Source organism: Streptomyces erythrochromogenes (genome assembly GCF_040684695.1).
In the GTDB taxonomy this organism is placed as follows: Bacteria; Actinomycetota; Actinomycetes; order Streptomycetales; family Streptomycetaceae; genus Streptomyces; species Streptomyces erythrochromogenes_C.
Genome location: NZ_JBFBGM010000002.1, coordinates 586,958 through 610,952, shown reverse-complemented (window position 1 = coordinate 610,952; position 23,995 = coordinate 586,958). Strand labels below are relative to the sequence as shown.

The following is a 23,995-nucleotide window of genomic DNA, read 5'->3' as shown; positions in this document are numbered from 1 at the left end:
GTGGGTGCAGGGGGAAACGACCGACCAGCCCAGGGTGGTGGCCGATGCCCGACACGCAGCCGAGCGACGACACTCCGGAGACCGCGGCGCAGCGGCGAGCGCGCCGCGCGCAGTTCCTGCGCGACCTGATGGAGGCCCGCGCACTGCGCGATCGCGTACAGCCCCGCCGCGCCCGTGCCGCCCGTATGCGCCAGCAGATGCGGATGCGTACTTTCCGCTGGTGACCGGGGGACGGTCCGTGCGCGATCCGGGGTGTCGCCCCCGCGACACGAGCGGCCCGTCGGGCAACCGGCACGGCCCCCGCCACCCCGGAACGCCCCCGCGCCACAGCCCCACACCGGCCCCGGCGGGACACGGCGCGGCACGACGCAAGCGCGGAAGACCTCTCGCAACGCCGCTGTTTCTGCCACGATGCCGATTGGGCGGGGCAGGGCGGCGAGCAGCACGGCCGTTCCGCTCCATCCTCCGGCCGGGGGGACCTCCAACCGGCACGCCTAAGACCAGTGGGAGAGTCACGGTGTATTTCGCCGCACTGCTCGCGCGCACCGAAGACGGGTGGGAAGCGAGCGACATGGAACTCGACGACGTCGAGTCCCTCAGTGATCTGATCGATCTCGCCCGTTCCGCCGCTGTCGACGACGACACGGTGGTCGCCCTCATCGAGCAGGAGGACGCCTGGTTCGGCGTCGTCCGCGTGGACGGCGAGGAGGACCCGCGGTACTTCGTGTCGAACGCCGCAGCGGCCGCCCGCAGCTCCTACGGCTCGATGCTGACCAAAGAGCTGCTGGGCAGCGACGAGGAGGACGACGAACTCGACGAGCTGGACCTGGACGGCACCGAGGACGGCGAGGAGGAATCCATCGCCGCGTTCACGGACGAGGACGCCGACGAGGACGGGGAGCGCGGGGCCGGCTCGGAGCCGGTACCGGCCGGTCCGCTCGGCGATCCCCGGCTGCTGGACGACCTCGGCGTGCCCAACAAGCAACTGATGACCCTGGACGGGGACGCGCTCTCGGAGATCGCCGAGTCCCTCGGCGCCACCGAGGTCCTGGAGGCCGTCCGCTAGTGCTCACCACGAACACCACCGATCCCGTCGATCCCGTACGGGACCCGTGGCGGGCCTCCATGCGCCTGGCGCTCCAGGAGGCCGCCCGGGCGGTGCCGGCCGGCGACGTGCCGGTCGGCGCCGTCGTGCTGGGCCCGGACGGGGACGTCCTCGCCACCGGGTACAACGAGCGCGAGGCGAGCGGCGACCCCACGGCGCACGCCGAGGTCCTGGCCCTGCGCAGGGCCGCCGCCGCGCTCGGGGAGTGGCGGCTCCCGGGGTGCACCCTCGTGGTCACCCTGGAGCCGTGCGTGATGTGCGCGGGCGCACTCGTGCAGTCGCGGGTCGCCCGGGTCGTCTACGGCGCGGACGACGAGAAGGCCGGCGCCGCCGGCTCGCTGTGGGACCTCGTACGGGACCGCAGGCTCAACCACCGGCCGGAAGTGGTGCGCGGTGTGCTCGGCGACGAGTGCGCACGGCAGCTGACGGACTTCTTCCGCGACCTGTGACCCGGCCTCCGGGCCCCGCCGGGACACCCCCGGGACCACCGATTTCGGCGGATGGGGGTCCTTAGGCTAGGATCCATCTCGGTAGTGTGTCCGAGTGGCCGAAGGAGCTCGCCTCGAAAGCGAGTATGGGGCAACCCATCGGGGGTTCAAATCCCTCCACTACCGCTTCGATCGAGAGCCCCGCCCCGCAAGGGTCGGGGCTCTCGGCGTATTCCGAGGCGGTTGCCGGGGTGCTCCGGGGCGATTCCCGAGATGATCCCCGAGGTGATCCCCGAAGGCGTCCCGATCGCCTCTCCGGAGGACAGCCGCGTGACCGCCCGCCCCCTCGGCCGTTGTCACGGCATGACCAAGACCCAGCGCATCCTCGCCGCCTTCGCCCTCGCGGGGGCCGCCGCGGGCCTCGCCGCACCCGCCGCCTCCGCGGACACGGCCCCGATCTCCCCGCTGACCCTCCCGGACGTGCCGATCCCGTCGCCCGGTACGCCCGCGGGGGTCCAGCCCGCCTCCGTCCAGGAGGTCGTCGGGAAGGTCGGCGACGGCGCGAACGGGCTCAACGCGCTGACCGACCTGCCCAACCAGCTGGCGCCCGTGATCGCCCCCGTGCAGCCGCTCACGGACCTGGCCGGCGCCGTCCAGTAGCGGCGACCGCGCGCACGGACACGAAGAAGGCCCCGACCGGGGGTCGGGACCTTCGACGCGTTGGACGGGGGAAGCGGCATCGGGGGGACAAGCCGCTTCCCCCGGCGAGGACGGGACCTGCCGGTCCGGGCCGCAGTCAGGGGGAAGCTCGCGGCCCGGACCCCGCAGTGAGGCCCTGTCCCTCACCCACCGGTTTCCTGCCAGAACCGGTGGGCTCCCCTCCATCGTGCGCCCGCAGCGACCGCGGGCCGACCGGCAAAAGGCCCGGAGCACCGGGTCATTGGTCCTTAAAGGACAGATGAGTGCCCCATCCTGACCGGTTAGACTCACCCGACTCGCAAGGACCGGTTGGGGAGGCCGCCCGCACGTGGACACCAAGAAGCTCATCACGGGTGCCCTCACCGTATTCGCCCTCTTCGTGATCATCACCCAGCCGAAGCGAGCCGCCGAGATCGTGGAAATAGGCTTCCAGGGGATATCGGATGCCGCCTCCGGCATCGGCGAGTTCATAACCGAACTGGTGCGCTGACCCGTACGCCGAAGCGGTTCCCGGACTTCCGGCCCCCCACTCGACGGGTGGGGGGCTTTTGCGTACCCACCGCCGGGCATAATGCCCTGATATGCCCAACTTGCCCTCAACACGGCGATATACGGTGCTTGCACACAGTGCACATCTCTTGTGATGCTATGACCGCTTTTGACGGATGAGTTGACTGAAGGGGTGGCGTGACCGTGCCGGCCAGTACTGCGCCTCAAGTGCCACCCCAGCAGGACCCCCAGGTGCCACCCCAGCAGGAACCCCGGAACGGGACCCGTCAGGGGCAGCCGCCCGAGGAGCCCCCGGCGGTCCCGGCAGCCCTGGCAGCATCGGCAGTGCCGGCTGTCCCGGCAGTGCCGGCTGTCCCGGGAGCCCCGGTCCCAGCGGCCCCAGTGGCCCCAGTGGCCCCGAGACCCGCGAGCCGGGGCGCGGACACCCGGGCCCTCACCCAGGTCCTGTTCGGCCAGCTGAAGGGCCTCCAGCCGGGCACCAGCGAGCACGCACGGGTGCGCGGCGCCCTGATCGAGGCGAACCTCCCGCTCGTGCGGTACGCGGCCGCCCGCTTCCGCAGCCGCAACGAGCCGATGGAGGACGTGGTCCAGGTCGGGACCATCGGGCTGATCAACGCCATCGACCGGTTCGACCCGGACCGCGGCGTGCAGTTCCCGACCTTCGCGATGCCGACGGTCGTGGGCGAGATCAAGCGCTACTTCCGCGACAACGTCCGCACCGTCCACGTGCCGCGCCGCCTCCACGAGCTGTGGGTGCAGGTCAACGCCGCCACCGAGGACCTCACCACCCTCCACGGCCGCACCCCGACCACCGCCGAGATCGCCGAGCGGCTGCGCATCACCGAGGACGAGGTGCTGTCCTGCATCGAGGCCGGGCGCAGCTACCACGCGACCTCGCTGGAGGCCGCCCAGGAGGGCGACGGCATGCCCGGGCTGCTGGACCGGCTCGGCTACGAGGACCCGGAGCTGGCCGGGGTCGAGCACCGCGACCTCGTCCGCCACCTCCTCGTACAACTGCCCGAGCGCGAGCAACGGATCCTGCTCCTGCGGTACTACAACAACCTGACGCAGTCACAGATCAGTGCGGAACTCGGCGTCTCCCAGATGCACGTCTCGCGCCTGCTCGCCCGCAGCTTCGCCCGTCTGAGATCCGCAAACAGGATCGAGGCGTAACCGGAACGGGTGTAGATCAATCACGCGTTTCCCGACAGAACGGGCTGATCACGTTCTGCCCCCTTCTGTCGCCGGAGCTATATGTCGACATGGCGCTACAGCGTGTTGCCGACATGTGACATTCTGCGTGAACCGCGTTTGCCGCGGCCCCGCCTCCGGTATTCAGGTGGAAGCTGCGTTCCTCTGACGGGCGCGCCGTACGCGACCGTCCGCGACCTCAAGGGGGTGGCATGTCCGTAGACCAGGGCAGCTCCAAGGTGCTCACGCTCGTAAAGCCCGTGACGCCGCCGGCAGTGTCCGAACGCTCGGAAGCCATCGACACCCGCACCCTCTCCCGCTCGCTCTTCCAGCGACTTGCCACCCTGGACGCGGACAGCCCCGAACGGGCGTACGTACGCGACACCCTGATCGAGCTGAACCTGCCCCTCGTGCGGTACGCCGCCGCCCGCTTCCGCAGCCGCAACGAGCCGATGGAGGACATCGTCCAGGTCGGCACCATCGGGCTGATCAAGGCGATCGACCGGTTCGACTGCGAACGCGGGGTGGAGTTCCCGACGTTCGCCATGCCGACCGTCGTGGGCGAGATCAAACGATTCTTTAGGGACACCTCCTGGTCCGTGCGCGTCCCGCGCCGGCTCCAGGAGCTGCGCCTGGCGCTGACCAAAGCCAGCGACGAGCTCGCCCAGAAGCTGGACCGCTCGCCGACCGTGCCGGAACTCGCCGCCGTGCTCGGCGTCTCCGAGGAGGACGTCGTCGACGGCCTCGCCGTCGGGAACGCCTACACGGCCTCCTCGCTCGACTCGCCCTCCCCGGAGGACGAGGGCGGCGAGGGCTCGCTCGCGGACCGCCTCGGCTACGAGGACACCGCGCTGGAGGGCGTCGAGTACCGCGAGTCCCTGAAGCCGCTGCTCGCCAAACTCCCGCCCCGGGAACGGCAGATCATCATGCTGCGGTTCTTCGCGAACATGACGCAGTCGCAGATCGGCGAGGAGGTCGGCATCTCCCAGATGCACGTCTCCCGGCTGCTGACGCGCACGCTCGCGCAGCTGCGCGTGGGCCTGATCGGGGACTGAGGCAGAGGCCGGATCGCCCACCGGGGCGGTCCGGCGCCCGACCTCTCTCCCGGCGCGCCCCGGCGCTGCCCGGTACTTCGCAGCGCTTCCCAATTGACGGTCCGTCAGGAACACTGGCGCGATGCGAAAGGGAACGCGCGCGGCCACCGCCCTGCTCGCCCTGTGCTGCACGGCCGCCGCCGGCCTCACCGGCTGCGGCGGCCCGGCGCGCGGGGGCTTCTCCGCCGTGGGCGCCGCGGCCCCGGGCCCCGAGCGGGGCGCGGGGGAGCAGGTCGCCCCGCAGGGCGGAGTGGAGTTCCAGCAGCTCGGCGACCCGTCCGCGGCAGGTGGATCCGCCGGGTCCTCCGGTACGCCGACCGGTCCCCGGGGATCGGGGACCGCGGGCGGCCCCGCGCCGGGCGGAGCAACGAGCACCGCCCCCGGCGGCTCCGCGGGCGCCCCCGGCAGCACCGCCGGCCCGGGCCGTACGCCCGCACCACCCGGCGCTCCCGGCACTCCCGGCACGCCGACGAACCCTTCGGGCCCCAGCGGCCCCGCAGGTCCGACGAGCCCCACCGGGCCTCCGGGGAAGCCCGGCCCGACACCCCCTCCGCCACCCCCGGCCACCCCGGCGCAGCTGACGCTCTCCGCGCCCGCCCGGTCCGCCGCGGCCGACCGCTGGTGCGAGCGGGTCACGGTGACCTTCACCAACACCAGCACCACGGCGGCCCGTTCGGGCACGGTGAGCTTCGCGACGCACGTCATCGGCGCCCTCGGCATCGACTGGGCCACGATCACCACGACCCAGCCGCTGCCCGCGCCCGTCGCGGGCGGAGCCTCGAAGACGCAGACCTACACGGTGTGCCTGGAGGCCTGGCGGGTGCCGCTGGGCATGCACGTGGACACCCGGAAGGTCACCGCGACCTGGAACTGACCGGCCCCGGCAGGACCGGCCGCCCCGGCCGCCCCGGCAGCCGTGGCGGCCCCGGGAGCGCCGGGAGCCCCGGGAGCCCCGGCGGCCCCGGCGGCCCCGGGACGTCAGCTCAGGACGACCCAGGCGGCCGCGCCGATCACGAGCACGAGCGCGAGGACCAGGGCGATCTTCACGGCCGGGCCGGACGACTTCGACGCCTCCTGCTCGGCGCGGCGCTGCTGGCGCGACCCCGGGCCGCCCGGCTGCCGGGCCGGTGCGGCCTCCTCGACGAAGGCCCGGAACATCTGGGTGCTGCCCGCCGGGTCGTAGTTGCCCTCGGGGACCTGTGAGTTGTGGTTCTCAGCCATGGAGCAGGACCCTAGCCGGTTTTCCGATTCCTTTACCGCCCCACCCCCCGGATTCATTTGCCTGTAGCAACCACCGGCTTCTATGGTTGCCTCAAGCAACAAGATGGGGGTCGCCCGGTGCCGACACAGACCACGCGGACCACTCCGCACGAGGAGCTGGCCCGCCGGCTGACCGGCATCGGTGCGGTCAAGCGCGAACTCGCCCGCAACCTGCCCCCGGACTGCCCGCCCGGCGCCGCCGCCGTGCTCACCGTGCTCGACCGGCACGGGGAGATGCGGCTGAGCCGGCTGGCCGACCTCATGGCCGTCGACATCTCGGTCACCAGCCGGCACGTCACCCACATCACCGCCCGCGGCTGGATCGAGCGCGAGCCGGACCCGGGCGACGGACGCTGCCGCATCCTGCGGCTCACCCCGGCCGGAAGGGCGCTGCTCGCCGAGATCGGCGCCCGGTACTCGGCCGCGCTGGAGAGAGCCCTCCACGACTGGTCCGCCCAGGACATCGACGTACTCAACACCCTGCTGGCCCGACTCCGATCGAGCTTCTAGAGGAAGGAAAGACATGGCCCAGTCGGAGACGACGACCGACCCCGTGTCCACATCCGTGGACATGACCCATCCACAGATCATGAAGGCACTGTCCGGGCTCATGCTGGGCATGTTCGTGGCGATCCTGTCCTCCACGATCGTGTCCAACGCCCTGCCGCAGATCATCAGCGACCTCGGCGGCACGCAGTCCTCGTACACCTGGGTGGTCACCGCCGCCCTGCTGTCCATGACGGCGGCCACCCCGCTGTGGGGCAAGCTGTCCGACCTCTTCAGCAAGAAGCTGCTGGTCCAGATATCCCTGGTGATCTACGTCCTCGGCTCCGTGGTCGCGGGCATGTCCCAGAACACCGGCACGCTCATCGCCTGCCGCGTGGTCCAGGGCATCGGGGTCGGCGGCCTCTCGGCGCTCGCCCAGATCGTGATGGCCGCGATGATCTCCCCCCGCGAGCGCGGCCGGTACAGCGGCTACCTCGGCGCGGTCTTCGCCGTCGCCACCGTCGGCGGCCCGCTGCTGGGCGGCGTCATCACCGACACCGAGTGGCTGGGCTGGCGCTGGTGCTTCTACGTCGGCGTGCCCTTCGCGATCATCGCGCTGATCGTCCTGCAGAAGACGCTGCGGCTGCCGGTCGTACGGCGCGACGTCAAGGTCGACTGGCTGGGCGCCTTCCTGATCAGCGCCGCCGTCTCGCTGCTGCTGATCTGGGTCACCCAGGCCGGCGACTCCTACGAGTGGATCTCTTGGCAGACCTGGGCCATGACGGGCGGCTCGGTGGTCCTCGGACTGCTCTTCGTCCTCGTCGAGTCCCGTGCGAGCGACCCGATCATCCCGCTGCGGTTCTTCCGCAACAAGACGATCACTCTTGCCTCGGCCGCGTCGCTCTTCGTGGGCATCGCGATGTTCTCGGGGACCGTGTTTTTCAGCCAGTTCTTCCAGTTGGCCCGTGGCGAGTCCCCCACGATGTCCGGAGTCCTCACGATTCCGATGATCGCCGGGCTCTTCGTCTCCTCCACCGTTTCCGGTCAGGTGATCACCAAGACCGGTCGGTGGAAGGCCTGGCTCGTCTCCGGCGGTGTGCTGCTGACGGCCGGACTGGGCCTGCTCGGCACCCTCCGCTACGACACCCCCTACTGGCACATCGCCGTCTACATGGCGGTGACCGGCCTCGGTCTCGGCATGATGATGCAGAACCTGGTCCTCGCCACCCAGAACCAGGTGGCCCCCGAGGACCTGGGCGCGGCCAGCTCGGTCGTCACCTTCTTCCGCTCCCTCGGCGGCGCCATGGGCGTCTCCGCGCTCGGTGCGGTCATGGCCAACCGGGTCACGCACTACGTCCAGGACGGGCTCACCGCCCTCGGCCCGAAGGCCGCGGCCCTGGGCCAGAGCGGCACCGCCGGCGGCGGGATCCCCGACCTCGACAAGCTGCCCGCGCCCATCCGCGAGGTCATCGAGTCCGCCTACGGGCACGGCGTCGGCGACGTCTTCCTCTACGCCGCCCCGTTCGCGCTCCTCGGACTGGTGCTGGTGGTGTTCATCAAGGAGGTCGCCCTGAAGTCGAAGCCCGCGGTGCACACCCCGGCGGCTGCTTCGGACGGGACCTCGCCCGCCGGGACCGCCCGGGTCGGCGACGTCGCGGACGCGGCCGCCAAGGCCTGATCCCCGCCCCGCACGCACACTGAGCGCCGCCCGGTCACCGGGCGGCGCTCAGGCCGTTCCGAGGCCGTTCCGAGGCGGCCCTCAGGCCGTGCCGGCCGCACGCAGGCCGTACCGGGGCTCGTTCTCAGGCGGTGGCGGCCTTGGCCTCGATGCCCGCGATCAGGACGTCGAGCGCCAGGCAGAAGTCGCCCTCGGGCGTCCGCCGGACCGCGCCCCCGCAGCCGTGCAGGAACTGCCGGACGGCCAGGTGCGCGCCGGTCCGGGCGGGGCCCGCCAGGCCGGTGGCGTCCATGAGCCGCTGGAGGGCGGCGTCGAAGGCCCGCGCGTGCGGGCCGATGTTCGGGTAGGCGGCGCTGAGCGGGGCCGCCCACGGGTGGTCAGCCAGCACCCGCCGGTAGCCGCGGGCCAGCTCCTTCAGCCCGCCCGGCCAGCCGGCCCCGCCGGAGACGGGCTGACCGGCCGGCAGGGCCTGCTCGCCCAGGGCCCGGTCCAGGGCCAGTTCGAGCAGATCGTGCTTGGTGTCCACGTACCAGTACAGGGACATCGCGGTGACGCCGAGCCCGGCGGCCAGCCGCCGCATCGAGAACCGGGTGAGTCCGTCGGCGTCGAGCAGCCGCACGGTGGCGGCGATGATCCGGTCCCGGTCGAGCCCGGAGGGTGCCTCGGTGCGACGTCTGCCGGGCGGGGCGGGCCTTGCCGCCAGCCACACGCTGGTCCGGGTCTCGCCCGGATCGGCCGCGGTCACCATGCGGGCACCCTCCTCGCGACGGCACAGCCCCTGGCATCGAGGGGCCGGACCAGCCCGGAATGCCCGGTCCGCCCTCTCGATGCTAGGGGCTGTGCCGTCGATCGGGCCGGATCAGGACGTGGGCGCCGTCAGGTCGTAGAAGGTGGCTCCGCCGACCGTGGACTCCTTGAACGTGGCCTTGACCCAGTTCTCGATCTCGGTGCTGGTGCCACCGCCCGGTCCTGCGGGGCCACCGCCGCCGCGGCGACCACCGTCCTCGGCGGCGCCCGCGCCCCCGGTCGTGCCGCCCTGCCCGATGAACCAGTGGATCTTCCCGTCCCGCACGTACTCCTTGAACTGCGCCAGGGTCGGCGAGGGGTCGCTGCCGTTGAAGCCGCCGATCGGCATGACGGGCACACCGGAGGCCAGCTGGTAACTCGCCGCGTTCTGCGAGCCGATGGCCGCCGCCGCCCAGGTGTACGCGTCGGCGTCGGCCGTGAGGGCCGCCTTGGCCTCGGCGCCGACCTTGGCCCCGTCGAGCAGGCCACCGGCTCCGCCCCGGCCGCCGCCCCCCGTGCCGCCCGGGAAGCCTCCCGGCCGCTCGCCTCCGCGGCCGTCCGCTCCGGGCATACCGCCCTGGCCCTGTCCCTGGCCCGGCGGTACGGTGCCCTGCGGCAGCGCGCCACCGGGCTGCTGCCCGCCGCCCGGCCACGTACCGCCACCGCCCTGGCCGCCGTCCTGGCCACCCGAGCCGCCTCCCGGACCGGCGCCCGGACCGCCCTGCCGCATTTCGCCGAACCCGCCGAACCCGCCCGGGCCGCCCGGGCCGCCCATCATCCCGCCGGGGCCGCCCCGGCCACCCGCCACCGCCGGTCCGGCGGTCACGATGGAGCCGGTGTGGCCGGTGCTCACGGTGGTCATGCAGTACGCGAACGGCCCGGCCAGGGCCGCAACCACCCCGAGCCCCGCGGTGGCCTGCAGCATCCGCCGGCCCGCCCGCCCCGCGAACGGCAGCGCGACCGCGGCGAGCAGCCCGCCCACGAGTACCGCCCAGCGCAGCCACGGCAGGTAGCCGGTGGCGCGGCCGAGCAGGACGTACGACCAGATCGCCGTCAGTGCGAGCGTGCCGGAGAGGGCGACGGCGGCCGGCGTGCTGCCGCGCTCCTCCCACAGCACGGCGACGCCCATGCCGATCAGCGCGGCCACGAAGGGCGCCAGCGCCACGGTGTAGTACTCGTGGAAGATGCCCTGCATGTAGCTGAAGACCACCGCCGTGATCAGCAGCGAGCCGCCCCAGGCCAGGAAGGCCGCGCGCGCCATGCCGTCCACCGAGTCGGTGGCGCGGCGGGCCCGCCAGGTGATCACCAGCCCGGCCACGAGCAGTACCAGGGCCGCCGGCAGCAGCCAGGAGATCTGCCCGCCGATGTTGCCCGAGAAGAGCCGGTCGATCCCGCTCTCGCCCCAGCGTCCGCCACCGCCGGCGCCGCCGGGGCCACCCGCTCCGCCGCCGCCGACGCTGCCGGTCTCATTGCCGTTGATCCGGCCGAGGCCGTTGTAGCCGAGGGTCAGTTCCAGGAAGGAGTTGTTCTGCGAGCCGCCGATGTACGGGCGGGAGGACGCGGGCCACAGCTCGACGACGGCGACCCACCAGCCGCCCGCCACCACCATCGCGCCGCCCGCGAGCAGCAGCTGACCGAGCCTGCGGCGCAGCCCGGTGGGCGCGCAGACGGCGTACAGCACGGCGAGCGGCGGCAGGATGACGAAGGCCTGCAGGGTCTTGGTGAGGAAGGCGAAGCCGACCGCGACCCCGGCCCAGAGCAGCCAGCGGGTGTGCGCTCCTTCGAGGGCCCGCAGCAGGCAGTACACGGTGACGGTGAGCAGCAGCGTCAGCAGCGCGTCGGGGTTGTTGAAGCGGAACATCAGCGCGGCGACGGGCGTCAGCGCGAAGGCGGCGCCGCTGAGCAGCGCGGCTCCCGGCCCGAACTGGCGGCGTACGGAGGCGTACAGCACGCCGGTGGTCGCCACGCCCATCAGGGCCTGCGGAACGAGGATCTGCCAGGAACCCAGGCCGAAGAGGCGGACCGACAGCATCATCGGCCACAGGGCGGCCGGGGGCTTGTCGACGGTGATGGAGTTGCCCGCGTCGGAGGAACCGAAGAAGAAGGCCTTCCAGCTCTCGCTGCCGGCCTGGACGGCGGCCGAGTAGAAGGAGTTCGCGTAACCGGAGGAGCCCAGGTCCCACAGGAGCAGGGCCGCGGTGGCGATCAGCAGCCCGGCGAGGGCGGGGCGTTCCCAGCGTGGCCGGGCGGGGCGTTCCCAGCGTGGCCGGGCGGTACGGGCGCCGGCCACGGCGGCCGGGAAGATCGGGAGTGCTGCCGTGGTCATCGGCCCTCCTTGGATGTGGATGTGCGGGCATGGGTGCCGCGCCGCTCGGGGAAGACCCAGGCGCGCAGGAGCAGGAAGCGCAGCACGGTGGCTGCGAGGTTCGCGGTGATCACGACGGCCAGTTCGGTGCCGTGCGCGGGGTGGGGCGTGGCTGCCGTCAAGGCGGCCAGGGAGCCGCTGGTGAGGGCCAGCCCGATGCCGAAGACCACCAGGCCCTGGGCCTGGTGGCGCACGGCGCGCTCCCTGCCGCGGACGCCGAAGGTGAGCCGGCGGTTGGCCGCGGTGTTGGCCACGGCGGAGAGCAGCAGAGCCGCGCCGTTGGCGAGCTGGGGGCCGGCGCCGCCCCGGAAGGCCGAGTACAGCACCAGGTAGAGCAGGGTGGAGAGGACTCCGACGGTGCAGAATCCGATGAGCTGGCGGGCGAGTCCGCCGTCCACCCCGGGCACCGCGGTGCGGTCGCGCGGATCGTCTCCGAACGGGCGGGCGAGCCGGTCGAGCGGGAGCGCTCCGACGGCCAGCGCCCGGCCCACGCGCCAGACGCCCTTGAGGTCCTCGGTGGCGGTCTTGACGATGTGCACGGTGGAGTCGGGGTCGTCGACCCAGTCCACGGGCACTTCGTGGATCCGCAGCCCGGCCCGCTCGGCGAGCACGAGCAGTTCGGTGTCGAAGAACCAGCCCGTGTCCTCCACCAGCGGCAGCAGGCGCTCGGCGACCTCGCGCCGGATGGCCTTGAAGCCGCACTGCGCGTCGCTGAACCGGGCGGCGAGGGAGGACCGCAGCAGGAGGTTGTAGGCGCGGGAGACGAACTCCCGCTTGGCTCCCCGCACGACCCGCGAGGAGCGGGCCAGGCGGGTGCCGATGGCGAGGTCGGAGTGACCGGAGATCAGGGGGGCGACCAGCGGCAGCAGCGCGTTCAGGTCGGTGGAGAGGTCCACGTCCATGTAGGCCAGGACGGGGGCGTCGGAACCGGACCAGACCGTACGCAGGGCCCTGCCGCGGCCCTTCTCCTCCAGGCGGGTGCTGCGTACGCCGTCCAGGGCCGCGGCGAGCCCGGCCGCGACCTCGGGGGTGCGGTCGGTGCTCGCGTTGTCGGCGACCGTGATCCGGAAGGGATAGGGGAAGGTCCGGGTGAGGTGCTCGTGCAGTCGGCGTACGCACGGCCCGAGGTCCTTCTCCTCGTTGTAGACCGGGATCACCACGTCGAGGACGGGCTCGCCGGGCAGGGGCGCGAGGGGCGCCCGTGCCGGAAGGGCCCCGGGAGAGGTGTCGGTTGGCATGCTCTGACATTCGCCGAGCGGCCTGTCACCTCAGTGTGCTGAGCCTGTGGCCCGTCTGTGAGTCCGCAGCCGCCGCTCGGGTGGACCCGGCGGGCGGCAGGACGACCTCGAAACAGGTCCGCCCCGGCTCGCTCTGCACGTCGACGCTCCCGCCGTGGGCGGTGACCACGGCCTGGACGATGGCCAGCCCGAGGCCCGTGGAGCCGGCGGCACGGGAGCGGGAGGCGTCCCCGCGGGCGAAGCGCTCGAAGACGCGGGGGAGCAGCTCGGGCGCGATGCCGGGCCCGTCGTCCTCGACGCGCAGCCGGACGGCGGATGTTTCACGTGAAACATGGGCGGTGACGGTGGTGCCGGGCGGGGTGTGGGTACGGGCGTTGGCGAGCAGGTTCACGAGCACTTGCTGGATGCGGGCGGCGTCGGCGCGTACGGAGGCGGGCTCCTCGGGCAGGTTCAGGCGCCAGTGGTGATCGGGCCCGGCGGCCCGGGCGTCGCTGACGGCGTCGATGACGAGCGGGGCCAGGTCGGTCTCGGTGTCGTCGGTGGACAGCGGGCGGCCCGCGTCGAGCCGGGCCAGCAGGAGCAGGTCCTCGACCAGGCCGGTCATCCGGGTGGCCTCGGACTCGATCCGGCCCAGGGCGTGGCGGGTGTCGGGGCCGGGCTCCTCGCGACCCCGGCGCGTGAGTTCGGCGTAGCCGCGGATGGAGGCCAGCGGCGTGCGCAACTCGTGGCTGGCGTCGGCGACGAACTGCCGCACCCTCGTCTCGCTCTGCTGACGCGCCGTGAGCGCGGAGGAGACGTGGCCGAGCATCCGGTTGATGGCGGCGCCGACCTGGCCCACCTCGGTGCGGGGGTCCGCCTCGGCGTCCGGGACCCGTTCGTGGAGCGCGGGCTCGCCCTTGTGCAGGGGAAGTTCGGAGACCCGGGTGGCGGTGGCGGCGACCCGCCGCAGCGGGCGCAGGGCGACCCCGACCAGGGCCTGCCCGGCGAGGGAGGCGGCGATCAGCCCGGCCAGGGTGACGCAGACCTCGACCCCGACCAGGGTGCGGACGGTGGAGTCGACCTCGCTGAGCGGATAGGCGAGGACCACGGCCCGGTCCGGGGAGACGAGCACCCGGTAGGTGCCCAGGCCCGGCAGCTCCGCGCCCGCCGCGCGCCCGGGCGAGCCCTGCGAGGCCTCCTGGGCCGCCTGGGCGAGGACCGCGCTCTGGCCTTCGGTGAGGGCCGGCGGCACCTGGTCGGGAGACCATCCCTCGCCGCGGGTGTTGCGGGCACTGGCCACGACCGCGCCGGTGTGGTCCAGGCGGATGCCGACGGCGTCCAGCGGACTGCCGGGGGCCATGACGAAGCCCGCGCCGCCCTCCCGGGCGGCCTTTCCGCCGGACATCCGGGCGGCCATCCTCATGGAGGTGTCCAGCTGCTCGTCGAGCTGGTTGACCAGGTACGAGCGCAGCGCGAGGGTGGTGACGGTTCCGATGGCCGCTCCCACCACGGCGATCAGGGCCACGGCCGAGACGACGAGCCGGGTCCGCAGCGACCAGGGCCGGCGCCCGCCCGGTCGCCGGCTCCTGCGCCGTGCCACTACTCGGCCGGCTTGATCAGGTAGCCGGCGCCGCGCCGGGTGTGGATCATCGAGGGCAGCCCGAGGCCGCTCTCCAGCTTGCGGCGCAGGTAGGAGATGTAGAGCTCGACCACGTTGGCCTGGCCGCCGAAGTCGTAGGACCAGACCCGGTCCAGGATCTGCGCCTTGCTCAGCACGCGCCGCGGGTTGCGCATGAGGTAGCGCAGCAGCTCGAACTCGGTGGCGGTCAGGTGGACGTCCTGGCCGCCGCGCACGACCTCGTGGCTGTCCTCGTCGAGGCGCAGGTCGCCGACGGTCAGCACCGAGCCGCCGCGCGCCGCCTGTGCCGCGCCCGAACGCCGCACCAGGCCGCGCAGCCGGGCCACGACCTCCTCCAGGCTGAAGGGCTTGGTGACGTAGTCGTCGCCGCCCGCGGTGAGGCCCGCGATCCGGTCCTCCACGGAATCCTTGGCGGTCAGGAACAGGACCGGGACCTGGGGGATCTCCCGACGCAGCTGACCGAGGACGGTCAGACCGTCCATGTCGGGAAGCATGACGTCGAGGACGACCACGTCCGGACGGAAACCGCGCGCTGCCCGCAACGCCCCGGCGCCGTCACCGGCGCTGCGGACCTCGCAGCCTTCGTAGCGCAGGGCCATGGAGAGCAGCTCGGAGAGAGAAGCCTCGTCGTCGACGACGAGCACCCGGCAGGGCCCGCCGTCGGGCCGTACCAGGGCCGTGTGGTTGCCGGTGGACGTGGACGCTTGGGAGGTGGTCGTCGCAGTCATACGGACACGCTCCCCGGCGCCTCTGAGAGCGTTCTTGCCCCAACCTGTGAATTTCCTGAGAAAGGGGCGGGTCAGCCGTCGAGGCGGAACAGCCGGGCGCCGTTGTCGTGGCAGACCGCCCGCAGCCAGTCGTCGCCCAGGCCCAGCCGTTCGAGGGCGGCGAGCTGGTGCTCGTACGGGTAGGGGATGTTCGGGAAGTCCGTCCCGAGCAGGATCCGGTCGCCGAGGTCCGCGAGCCGCCCGAGGTCCGCGGGCGGGAACCCGCTGAACCGCTCGGAGAAGTCGGTGAAGGCCATGGTCGTGTCGAGGCGCACCGCCGGGTGGCGGTCGGCGAGGTCGAGGAAGTCCGCGTACTCGGGCATGCCCATGTGGGCGATGACCAGCGGCAGCCGCGGATGGCGGGCCAGCAGCCGGGCGACCGGGTCGGGGCCGGTGTGCTTGCCGGGGACGGGACCGGATCCGCAGTGGATCACTGTGGGGATGCCCGCCTCGGCCAGCATCCCCCAGACGGGGTCGAGGAGGTCGTCGTTCGGGTCGTATCCGCCGACCTGGAGATGCGCCTTGAAGATCCGGGCACCCGACTCGACGGCCTGGCGGACGTACGCGTCCACACCCTCTTCCGGGAAGAAGGTCGCGGTGTGCAGGCAGTCCGGGGTCCGGGCCGCGAAATCGGCGGACCATGCGTTGAGCCAGGCGGCCATCTCCGGCTTGTGCGGGTAGAGCATGGAGGTGAAGGCCCGTACCCCGAACTCCCGCAGGAGCGCGACGCGCTGCTCCTCCTCGTGGCGGTAGGTGATGGGCCACTCGACACCGGTCAGCGGACCGATCGCGTCGAAGTAGTCCCACACCTTGTCCAGGACCCGCTCGGGCATGAAGTGCGTGTGGACGTCGACCAGTCCGGGCAGCCCGAGCCGCTCCCGGAAGGCGCGGACCGCATCAGCCGTTGCGGACAAAGCCGTGGCTCCGCTCGACCGTCGCGACGTGCAGGGTGTAGCTCTCGTACCAGTCGGCGCGGCCCTTCTTCATGGCCGCCTGGTGCTCCATGTTCTCGCGCCACACCGTGAGGGACTCCTGGTCCCGGAAGTAGGCGACGGTGATGCCCAGCCCTTCGGGATTGCGCGCGGACTCGTAGCCGAGGTACCCGGGGATCGCCTGGACGATCTCCTCCATCCGGTCGTTGAGCTCGTCGAGTCCGGTGTCGTCCGCGGTGCGGACGCTGCTGAAAACGGCCATGACATAGGGCGGTTCAAAGGCCGCCACCGGCTGAGTGGTCATGCCCACCACCCTCGGCGGAGCGACCCCGGCATGTCCACCCGAAGCGGCCCCGGAAGGCGAAAGGGATCCAAGACTTGACCATGGCCCCGGCCTCGTGGATCCCCGGCCCAGGATGTCAGAACAGGCCGTCCTGCTCCACGGGAGAAGCCGCCGCGGACGGGATCCGCGCCACCGGCGCCGAGGTCACCGCACCCTCGTCCGGGGCGGCGAGTTCCCAGCCGGCCAGCAGCCGGGTGTCGACCACGAGCCCGTCCTCGAAGTGCAGGTCGGGCCCGGCGGCGCCGACCAGCCGGCCCACGACGGCACGGCCGGCCGCCATCTCCGCGACCACCCGCTCCGGGGCGGGAAGCCCGTCCCAGCCGTCCATCCCGAACACCGCCGCGTGGTCGGTGACTTCGCACCCCAGCCGCTCCAGCGACTCCGGCCAGCCGGCCAGCGCCGCCGCCCGGCCGTGCAGCTCGGCCACCTCCCGCGCCCGCTCGGGCTGCACGGGCAGATGCGCCCGTGCGGCGCGCTTGCGCGCGTACGCGATCCGGTCCGGCACCCCGAGCGCCGCCCGCAACAGCTCCTCGGTACGCCGGGTGGCCATCAGCGGCCCGCGGCCCAGCCAGGTCCACGACACCGCCCCCTGCTCCAGCAGCCGGGCCGAGCCGCGCTCCTCGGCAGTGATCCCGACCTTGACCATGCCGGGCCCGAACCAGGCCAGATAGACCCGGTAGGTCCGCGGATCGGCGGCGTTGGTGTCGGCCGCCACGGAGAACGACCGGTCGAGGCGGGCGCATTCGGGGCACTGCGCGCTGCCTGCGCGGCCGGGCACGGTGGCGGAGGCCGGGCAGGGGGTCCGCTTCCCGGCCCTCCACACGCCCAGGCAGTGCCGCTCCCCGCGCGCGACGAAAGCCAGCCGCTGCCCGTACTCCGGCGTGCTCACGCGCTCGCCGCGCTCCTGCCCGTACCAGCCGATGACCGGGGCGGAGCCCTTCCACCGGATCCCGGTGCACCACCAGGTCACAGCGGGAGCGGCCGCTCGAAGAAGGTCTCCAGGACGACGGTCGCGTGCGTACCGCTGACGCCGTTGATGGCGTAGAGGCGCCGCAGAACGTCCTGCAGCTGCCCGGTCGAGGCCGTGCGCACCTTCACCAGCACCGACGCGCTGCCGGCGATGATGTGCGCCTCCTGGATCTCCGGGATCGCGGCGAAGTCGTCTCCGGACTCGCCCATCCACGCGTTGGAGTCGACCATCACGTAGGCGAGGACCCCGCTGCCGACCGCGGCCGGGTCGACGTCGATGGTGGTCCGCCGGATCACCCCGCGCTCGCGCAGTTTGCGTACGCGCTCGTGGGTGGCGCCCGCCGAAAGCCCGACGGCCGTGCCGAGGGCCGCATAGGACTGCCCTGCGTCCTGCTGCAGGCGCAGGACGAGCGCCCGGTCGATGTCGTCCACGCAATCTCCCTCTCTTGGGCCCGACAACCCTTGCGAAGACGGTACCTGATCCTGCAATCTCACCATCGGACCGAACATAATTCGGCAGTCTGCTCTCAGGGGGAATCATGTCTGCCATAGCCGACCTCACCTTGTACGAGATCCTGGACGAGCGCTTCAAGACCGGTCGCTGCGCCAACGGCGACGCCCGGCTGGACCGGCTCTACGACGACTGCCGCTGGGCGGAGGGGCCGCTGTACCTGCCGGCCTGGCGGCAACTCGTGTGGAGCGACATCCCCAACGACCGGATGCTGCGCTGGGACGAGGCGACCGGAGCGGTCTCCGTCTTCCGCTCGCCCGCCGGGCACTCCAACGGCAACACCCTCGACCGCGAAGGCCGCCTGATCTCCTGCGAACAGGGCAACCGGCGCGTGACCCGGACCGAGCCCGACGGCAGCATCACCGTCATCGCCGACCGCTTCGACGGCAAGCGGCTCAACAGCCCGAACGACGCGGTGGTCCACTCGGACGGCTCCGTCTGGTTCTCCGACCCGGACTTCGGCATCACCAGCGACTACGAGGGCCACCGCGCACCCGGGGAGATCGGAGCCTGCAACCTCTACCGGGCCGATCCCTCCAGCGGCGAGGTGCGCCTGGTCGCCGACGGCTTCCTCGGCCCCAACGGGCTCGTCTTCTCCCCCGACGAGAGCGAGCTCTACGCGGCGGATACCAGGGCCGGCCACGTCCGCGCCTTCAAGGTCACCGACGACGGCACCCTCACCGGCGACCGGGTCTTCACGACCTGCGCCGGAATCGACAACATCCGCTTCGACGACGAGGGCCGGCTGTGGGCGGCCGCCATGGAGAACGGCGTCCACTGCTACGCCGCGGACGGCGACCTCATCGGCCGCCTGCGCGTCCCCGAGCCCGTCTCGAACATCGCCTTCGGCGGCCCCAAGAACAACCGCCTCTTCATCACCGCCACCACGTCCCTCTACTCGCTGGTGATGTCGGTGACCGGCCTCCCCCGGGTCCTCTGAGGCCGGCCGACGGGACGGACGCCGGCTACCGGGCGACGAACTGCGTCAGGATCGCCTGCACCTCGTAGATGTCGACGCCCTTGGTGAAGGTCTTCTCGATCGGCGTCGAGCTGCCGGATATCCAGATCTTCAGCTCGGCGTCCAGATCGAAGTGGCCGGCGGTCTCCACGGAGAAGTGCGTGATGCTCCGGTACGGAACGGAGTGGTACTCCACCTTCTTGCCCGTGAGCCCCTGCTTGTCGACCAGCACCAACCGCCGATCGGTGAACAGGATCGTGTCCCGGATCAGCAGGAAGGCCGCGTGCACCTGCTCCCCCTGCCCCAGCAGCCGCGCGTAGTCCCTCTGCGCCGACACGGGGTCGACGGTGTGCGCATTCCCGAACAGTCCCATGGTTGCCCCCGTTTTCCAGCTTCGGACGATCTTCAAGAACCGTACCGACGGCGCCGGGTGGTCGGCGTCCCCCGCCAGAGCCATCCCGCCCCTGACATCTCCCGGGGGATCCCCTCCCCATCAAGGAGGACATCCCCCGATGCGTCCGGGACATACGACAGAGGCCCCGGACTTTCGTCCGGGGCCTCTGTCCTGCTGTGCACTCGGCAGGATTCGAACCTGCAACCTTCTGATCCGTAGTCAGATGCTCTATCCGTTAAGCTACGAGTGCTTGGGCTTCCCGGGGTTTTTCGCCCCGTTGGCCTTGCGAGAACAACAATACATGGACCTCGCCGGGACGCGAAATCCATTACCCAAACCCACGCTGACCTGCGGAAACGCGCTGGATGGAGATCGTCCGCATCGGTCGGCCCAGCGGCCGGGCAGGCTCGGAACACAACCGGAGCACCCCGGTCGGCGCGCGGACCCCGGAACGCATCGAAGCCCCGGTCCTGACGGACCGGGGCTTCGATGAACTGCGGAGGCGGAGGGATTTGAACCCTCGATGGGTGGTAAGACCCAAACCGCATTAGCAGTGCGGCGCCATAGACCGGACTAGGCGACGCCTCCAGCACACCCCCGCGTACGAAGGTGCGTGCAGATGATGACACAGGCGCAGGGCCCCTCACCAATCCGCCTCCACGGTACTAGGCGGGACGGGCCGAGGGCAAAGCCTTAAAGACCCCGCCGCACGCAACATCGGCGGGCTCTCGTCGTTGGTCAGGCGTATGACGTACGGACGACCTGGAGTGCCCCATGCTGCGTCTCGCCGCCTTCGCCGTCACCTCGGCCCTGGCCACCGCGGCCGCCGGGCCGCTGCCCCCACTGCCCCTGGGACAGCTGCTGGCCGCACCCGACCGGCTGACCATGACCATGGCCGACACCGGCAACCGCCAGCTGGACCGCGAGTACACGCTCGAATGCGGACCCGTCGGCGGCGACCACCCGGAGGCGGAGGGCGCCTGCGCACGGCTGGACCAGCTCGCCGCAGAGGGGCGAAACCCCTTCGCCCCCGTCCCCCCGGACCAGATCTGCACCAAGCAGTACGGCGGACCCGCCACCGCCCGCGTCACCGGAACATGGAACGGACACAAGGTGAACGCCACCTTCCGCCGGACGGACGGATGCGAAATCAAGCGCTGGGACGAGTTGGAACCTCTGCTTCCGAGTGGGCGTTCCTGACCTGGGAGGATGCCCGGAAAGGGCGTTGCCGGCCTCACATCGGCCACCCCGCCGCGAGCCTGTGGCCTTAGACTCCTCCCGTGACTTGCCGGTAGTCGTTGGTCAGGGAGGAAGCTCGTCGTGAGCAGCAGGCCATCCCGAGGCGCTGCTCGCCTCGCAGCAATACTCGACGCCCTTCCGGACGCGCTGTTGCTCGTCAACGCCAACGGCACGGTCGTCAACGCCAATTCGATCGCGCTCGAGGTCATGGAGAGCCCCGGGACCGGACTGGTCGGCCGGGGCGTGCTCGACCTCCTGCCCGAGTTCGACTCCAAGCTGATTCCCGGCTCCATGCGCCGGCCCGGCGAGGACGAGGGCGGCCGCACCAAACCCAAGCGGATGGTCGCCCGCCGCACCGACGGCTCCGAGTTCCCCGTCGAGGTCACGAGCGCCCACCTCGACGGCCGCGACGCCTACCGCGAGCCGCAACCCGCCTACACCGGTGACGAGCTGCTGATGCTCGTGGTCCGGGACCTCTCCCAGACCGTCGACACCGAGGCCGAGCTGGCCCGCTCCCAGCGGCAGACCGAGATGATCCTGCGCGCCGCCGCCGAGGGCGTCGTGGGCACCGACACCGACGGACGCGTGGTGCTCGTCAACCCGGCGGCCGCCCAGATCCTCGGTTACCGCGCCACCGACCTCGGCAACCGCGAACTGCACGGCCTCGTCCAGCACTCCCGTTCCGACGGCTCGCCCTTCCCCTTCGAGGAGTCCCCGCTCGCCGACACCCTGCGCAGCGGACGCAAGCACCGGGTGCGCGGGCAGGTGCTGTGGAACAAGGCCGGGCAGCCGGTCGCCGTCGACCTGACGACCTCTCCCGTACGGGACGGGGAGCAGCTCGTGGGCGCCGTCATGACCTTCACGGACCGCCGGCCCTACGACGCCCTGGCCGCGCGGCACGCTCAGCTGATCGCCGTCCTCGGGGACTCCCTGCGCGGGCCGCTGGACGAGCTGCGCGGCGAGCTGGCGAACCTGGCCGCCGACGACGCCGGCCAGCTGTGGCCCGAGGCCAACCAGCTGCTGCACCACCTGGCCGCCGGGTACTCGCGGATGACCACCCTGGTGGACAACGTGCTCGGCTTCCAGCGCCTGGACTCCGGCCGCGACAAGCTCTCCAAGAAGAAGGTCCTGATCAATGGCGTCGTCACGGCCGGCGTCGACGGCGCGGTCGAGCTGATCGGGCCGGGGCGTGCGCAGTTCGCCGTCCACGCACCGACCATCGAGGCCGAGGTGGACGCCGAGCGGATCTCGACGGCCCTCGCGCACCTGGTCGCGGACGTCGCCGGGGTGGACGCCACCGGCAAGACCCGTCAGGGCAGCGGCTACAGCGACTCGACGATCGTGGTGGCCGCCGCGCAGCGCGGCGACGTCGTACGGATCGAGGTGCGCGGCCCCTACGAGGGCGGCAACCCGGTCCACGAGCCGATCGTCCGGGGCATCGTGGCCGCGCACGGCGGCGTGCTGCAGACGGTGGAGGTGCCGGGCGCGCCCGGCGGGGCCTACGTGCTGGAACTCCCGCTCGGTGCGGGTGCCGGCACGGTGACCCTGCCCGAGCCCCCGGAGGAGCCCCCGGCGGGCAGCGGCCCGGACGGCGCCGCCGAGGCCGCGGGCGCCGCACCCGGCAAGGTCTCCGGCGGTCGGCGGGGCCGGCGCGGAGTGGATGCCTTCCTGGAGGACGAGACCCCGGACCCCGAGGCCGCGCAGGCCGGCCAGGGCGGCAGCGCCCTGGCGCTGCCCTCGGGCCGGCGGCGGGCGGGCGAAGCCGCTCCTCAGGCGGGTCCCGAACTCGCGCAGTCCCCGGTGAACCCCGCGGGCCTCGGCACCGGACGCAGGCGCGGCCGGGCCGGTGACGACAGTGGGGAGAGCGGCGGCCCCGAGGGCCAGGGCGGCCCCGGCCGGCCCGCGCAGCCCCAGGGCACCGCCATGCCCGCGCTCCCGCCGGTGCCCGCGGTGCCCCCGGTCCCGGTGACCGAGCACCCCGCCGGCCGCCGGCGGGCGCTGGGTCCGGCCGGTCCGGCGCAGCCCGGCGGTCCCGTCCCCGCGACGGGGCTCGGCCCGACGCCCGCTCCGGCACGGCCCATCGCCCCCGAGGGCGGCTTCGCACTGCCCGCCGGCCCGGCCCCCGTTCCTCCCGCCGCACAGGTCCCCGCAGAACCGGGCCCCGCCGCCTCCGAGGCTGGAGCCGGGCCCGACGCCGCGACACCGGCCGGGCGCCGTGGCCGCCGCGCGCTGGGCGCTCCGGGAACCGAGCCCGAGGCTGCGGCCGCACCGTCCGACGCGCCCGGCGAGAACCCGACCGGACGGCGGCGTGCCCTGTCCGGTGCCCCCGCGTGGCCGGTTCCGGCGGCCCGTGCCGCTGCCGAGGACGACGGGGCCTCCGGCCAGGTGGCGGTCCCGGGAGCGCGCCAGCCGCAGGACGCCCCGGCACAGGGGCAGGCCGCGCAGCCGATCAGCGTGCGCGCCCTGGGCACGCTCGGCCAGGGCATCGCTGTCGATCCCGCCGGGGCGGCCCCCGGCACCGGGTCCGGCTCCGGCCGCCGTCGCCGGCTCGCCGAGCCCAGCCCGCAGGGCCGCGCCTTCGCCATAGGGGCGCCCGAGGCGGGGTCCGACGAGGGCCCCGAGCCGCTGGACGGCCCGGGCGGTGCGGTCGAGGTGGTCAACCGGCCCGTGCCGCAGCCGGTGGACGACGAACTCCCGCCGGAGCCCCTGGACAACCCGCGCCGGCTCCTGGTGTGGCCGGCGCCCGATGTGCAGACGCAGCAGGCGCTCAGCGACCGCGGCTACCGCCCGGTGGTCGTGCACTCCCGTGAGGAGGTGGACGCGCAGATCGCCGCCTTCCCGGCCGCACTGTTCGTCGACCCGCTGACCGGGCCGATCACCCGGACCGCCCTGCAGTCGCTGCGGCAGGCCGCCGTGGCCGCCGAGGTGCCCGTGCTGGTCACGGCCGGGCTGGGGCACGCCACGCGCGAAGCGGCGTACGGCGCCGATCCGGCCGTGCTGCTGAAGGCGCTGGCACCGCGCGACAGTGAGCAGCATCCCTCCCGGGTGCTGCTGATCGAGGAGCACGACGAGATCGCGACCGCGCTGACGGCAGCCCTGGAACGGCGCGGCATGCAGGTCGCCCGGGCGGGCGCGGACACCGACGCCGTGGAGCTGGCGACGCGGATGCGGCCCAACCTGGTGGTCATGGACCTGATGCAGGTGCGCCGTCGGCGGGCCGGGATCGTGGACTGGCTGCGGGCGAACGGGCAGCTGAACCGCACCCCGCTGGTCGTCTACACGGCGACCGGTATCGATCCGTCCGAACTGCCGCGTCTGGCCTCGGGCGAGAGTGTGCTCTTCCTCGCCGAGCGGGCCACCACGACGGACGTCCAGGGCCGCATCGTGGACCTGCTGGCCAAGATCGGCACCAACTAGCGATCCT

24 protein-coding genes and 3 tRNA genes are annotated in these 23,995 nt (G+C 72.7%); 14 read left to right on the top strand and 13 right to left on the bottom strand.

Annotation, left to right across the window (positions count from 1 at the left end):
- Nucleotides 1–44 precede the first annotated feature (44 nt).
- From AB0O53_RS06865 to AB0O53_RS06825, 9 genes are all read left to right on the top strand, one after another.
- Entirely contained in the window at nucleotides 45–224 is a 180-nt protein-coding gene (locus AB0O53_RS06865) for a hypothetical protein (protein WP_030647083.1), read from the top strand.
- A gap of 293 nt (nucleotides 225–517) precedes the next feature.
- Entirely contained in the window at nucleotides 518–1,066 is a 549-nt protein-coding gene (locus AB0O53_RS06860) for a tRNA adenosine deaminase-associated protein (protein WP_351001002.1), read from the top strand.
- Between the two features lie 59 nt (nucleotides 1,067–1,125).
- Nucleotides 1,126–1,554 (top strand): tRNA adenosine(34) deaminase TadA, encoded by a 429-nt coding sequence (gene tadA / locus AB0O53_RS06855; RefSeq protein WP_351001148.1) that lies wholly within the window; start codon nucleotides 1,126–1,128, stop codon nucleotides 1,552–1,554.
- A gap of 80 nt (nucleotides 1,555–1,634) precedes the next feature.
- Nucleotides 1,635–1,719, top strand: a tRNA-Ser gene (locus tag AB0O53_RS06850).
- Between the two features lie 87 nt (nucleotides 1,720–1,806).
- Entirely contained in the window at nucleotides 1,807–2,193 is a 387-nt protein-coding gene (locus tag AB0O53_RS06845) for a hypothetical protein (protein ID WP_351000999.1), read from the top strand.
- A 367-nt stretch (nucleotides 2,194–2,560) separates the two neighbouring features.
- Entirely contained in the window at nucleotides 2,561–2,722 is a 162-nt protein-coding gene (locus AB0O53_RS06840; protein WP_167344740.1) for a hypothetical protein, read from the top strand.
- A gap of 344 nt (nucleotides 2,723–3,066) precedes the next feature.
- Nucleotides 3,067–3,915: an RNA polymerase sigma factor SigF gene (locus AB0O53_RS06835; RefSeq protein WP_435886603.1), complete on the top strand. Its 849-nt coding sequence runs from the start codon at nucleotides 3,067–3,069 to the stop codon at nucleotides 3,913–3,915.
- 230 nt (nucleotides 3,916–4,145) lie between these two features.
- A complete protein-coding gene (locus tag AB0O53_RS06830) occupies nucleotides 4,146–4,988 on the top strand; it encodes an RNA polymerase sigma factor SigF (protein ID WP_030027569.1) in 843 nt (280 codons plus the stop codon).
- A 121-nt stretch (nucleotides 4,989–5,109) separates the two neighbouring features.
- A complete protein-coding gene (locus tag AB0O53_RS06825; RefSeq protein ID WP_365193597.1) occupies nucleotides 5,110–5,901 on the top strand; it encodes a hypothetical protein in 792 nt (263 codons plus the stop codon).
- Between the two features lie 104 nt (nucleotides 5,902–6,005).
- Here AB0O53_RS06825 and AB0O53_RS06820 read toward each other — a convergent pair whose 3' ends face one another.
- A complete protein-coding gene (locus tag AB0O53_RS06820; RefSeq protein ID WP_351000992.1) occupies nucleotides 6,006–6,248 on the bottom strand; it encodes a hypothetical protein in 243 nt (80 codons plus the stop codon).
- 117 nt (nucleotides 6,249–6,365) lie between these two features.
- On the opposite strand from AB0O53_RS06820, the gene AB0O53_RS06815 reads away from it, so the two are divergent.
- Nucleotides 6,366–6,797, top strand: a complete 432-nt coding sequence (locus AB0O53_RS06815; RefSeq protein ID WP_351000990.1) for a MarR family winged helix-turn-helix transcriptional regulator — start codon at nucleotides 6,366–6,368, stop codon at nucleotides 6,795–6,797.
- Between the two features lie 61 nt (nucleotides 6,798–6,858).
- Nucleotides 6,859–8,451, top strand: a complete 1,593-nt coding sequence (locus AB0O53_RS06810) for an MDR family MFS transporter (protein ID WP_491590522.1) — start codon at nucleotides 6,859–6,861, stop codon at nucleotides 8,449–8,451.
- 124 nt (nucleotides 8,452–8,575) lie between these two features.
- On the opposite strand, the gene AB0O53_RS06805 is transcribed toward AB0O53_RS06810, so the two are convergent.
- The 9 genes from AB0O53_RS06805 to AB0O53_RS06765 form a co-directional block, all read right to left on the bottom strand.
- Complete coding sequence (locus AB0O53_RS06805; protein ID WP_351000985.1) at nucleotides 8,576–9,199, bottom strand: TetR/AcrR family transcriptional regulator; 624 nt, start codon at nucleotides 9,197–9,199, stop codon at nucleotides 8,576–8,578.
- 111 nt (nucleotides 9,200–9,310) lie between these two features.
- Nucleotides 9,311–11,563 (bottom strand): ArnT family glycosyltransferase, encoded by a 2,253-nt coding sequence (locus tag AB0O53_RS06800; RefSeq protein ID WP_365193593.1) that lies wholly within the window; start codon nucleotides 11,561–11,563, stop codon nucleotides 9,311–9,313.
- Nucleotides 11,560–12,840: a bifunctional glycosyltransferase family 2/GtrA family protein gene (locus AB0O53_RS06795; RefSeq protein WP_365193590.1), complete on the bottom strand. Its 1,281-nt coding sequence runs from the start codon at nucleotides 12,838–12,840 to the stop codon at nucleotides 11,560–11,562. The genes AB0O53_RS06800 and AB0O53_RS06795 overlap by 4 nt, the downstream gene beginning before the upstream one ends.
- Before the next feature lie 25 nt (nucleotides 12,841–12,865).
- A complete protein-coding gene (locus AB0O53_RS06790; RefSeq protein WP_365193588.1) occupies nucleotides 12,866–14,419 on the bottom strand; it encodes a sensor histidine kinase in 1,554 nt (517 codons plus the stop codon).
- Nucleotides 14,419–15,186 carry a response regulator transcription factor gene (locus AB0O53_RS06785; RefSeq protein WP_031156280.1) on the bottom strand — a complete coding sequence of 256 codons (768 nt, stop codon included), beginning with the start codon at nucleotides 15,184–15,186 and terminating at the stop codon, nucleotides 14,419–14,421. Before AB0O53_RS06785 ends, AB0O53_RS06790 begins: the two co-directional genes overlap by 1 nt.
- Before the next feature lie 71 nt (nucleotides 15,187–15,257).
- Nucleotides 15,258–16,139 (bottom strand): amidohydrolase family protein, encoded by an 882-nt coding sequence (locus tag AB0O53_RS06780; RefSeq protein ID WP_351000975.1) that lies wholly within the window; start codon nucleotides 16,137–16,139, stop codon nucleotides 15,258–15,260.
- A complete protein-coding gene (locus tag AB0O53_RS06775; RefSeq protein ID WP_351000973.1) occupies nucleotides 16,123–16,461 on the bottom strand; it encodes an antibiotic biosynthesis monooxygenase family protein in 339 nt (112 codons plus the stop codon). The genes AB0O53_RS06780 and AB0O53_RS06775 overlap by 17 nt, the downstream gene beginning before the upstream one ends.
- Before the next feature lie 115 nt (nucleotides 16,462–16,576).
- Nucleotides 16,577–17,470, bottom strand: coding sequence for a DUF2797 domain-containing protein (locus AB0O53_RS06770; protein WP_365193584.1), 894 nt, complete (start codon nucleotides 17,468–17,470; stop codon nucleotides 16,577–16,579).
- Nucleotides 17,467–17,901, bottom strand: a complete 435-nt coding sequence (locus AB0O53_RS06765; RefSeq protein ID WP_351000968.1) for an Lrp/AsnC family transcriptional regulator — start codon at nucleotides 17,899–17,901, stop codon at nucleotides 17,467–17,469. The genes AB0O53_RS06770 and AB0O53_RS06765 overlap by 4 nt, the downstream gene beginning before the upstream one ends.
- Before the next feature lie 107 nt (nucleotides 17,902–18,008).
- On the opposite strand from AB0O53_RS06765, the gene AB0O53_RS06760 reads away from it, so the two are divergent.
- On the top strand, nucleotides 18,009–18,920 hold the full coding sequence (locus tag AB0O53_RS06760; protein WP_351000965.1) for an SMP-30/gluconolactonase/LRE family protein: 912 nt from the start codon (nucleotides 18,009–18,011) through the stop codon (nucleotides 18,918–18,920).
- Nucleotides 18,921–18,945: 25 nt separating this feature from the next.
- Here the strand turns inward: AB0O53_RS06760 and AB0O53_RS06755 are convergent, their stop codons facing one another.
- The 3 genes from AB0O53_RS06755 to AB0O53_RS06745 form a co-directional block, all read right to left on the bottom strand.
- A complete protein-coding gene (locus AB0O53_RS06755; protein ID WP_030839590.1) occupies nucleotides 18,946–19,311 on the bottom strand; it encodes a PH domain-containing protein in 366 nt (121 codons plus the stop codon).
- Between the two features lie 198 nt (nucleotides 19,312–19,509).
- Nucleotides 19,510–19,582 (bottom strand) — tRNA-Arg (locus tag AB0O53_RS06750).
- Nucleotides 19,583–19,829: 247 nt separating this feature from the next.
- Nucleotides 19,830–19,920: transfer RNA gene (locus tag AB0O53_RS06745), tRNA-Ser, on the bottom strand.
- Between the two features lie 186 nt (nucleotides 19,921–20,106).
- On the opposite strand from AB0O53_RS06745, the gene AB0O53_RS06740 reads away from it, so the two are divergent.
- Complete coding sequence (locus AB0O53_RS06740) at nucleotides 20,107–20,532, top strand: SSI family serine proteinase inhibitor (protein WP_350990556.1); 426 nt, start codon at nucleotides 20,107–20,109, stop codon at nucleotides 20,530–20,532.
- Between the two features lie 120 nt (nucleotides 20,533–20,652).
- Nucleotides 20,653–23,988, top strand: coding sequence for a PAS domain-containing protein (locus AB0O53_RS06735; protein WP_350990555.1), 3,336 nt, complete (start codon nucleotides 20,653–20,655; stop codon nucleotides 23,986–23,988).
- Nucleotides 23,989–23,995: the final 7 nt, after the last annotated feature.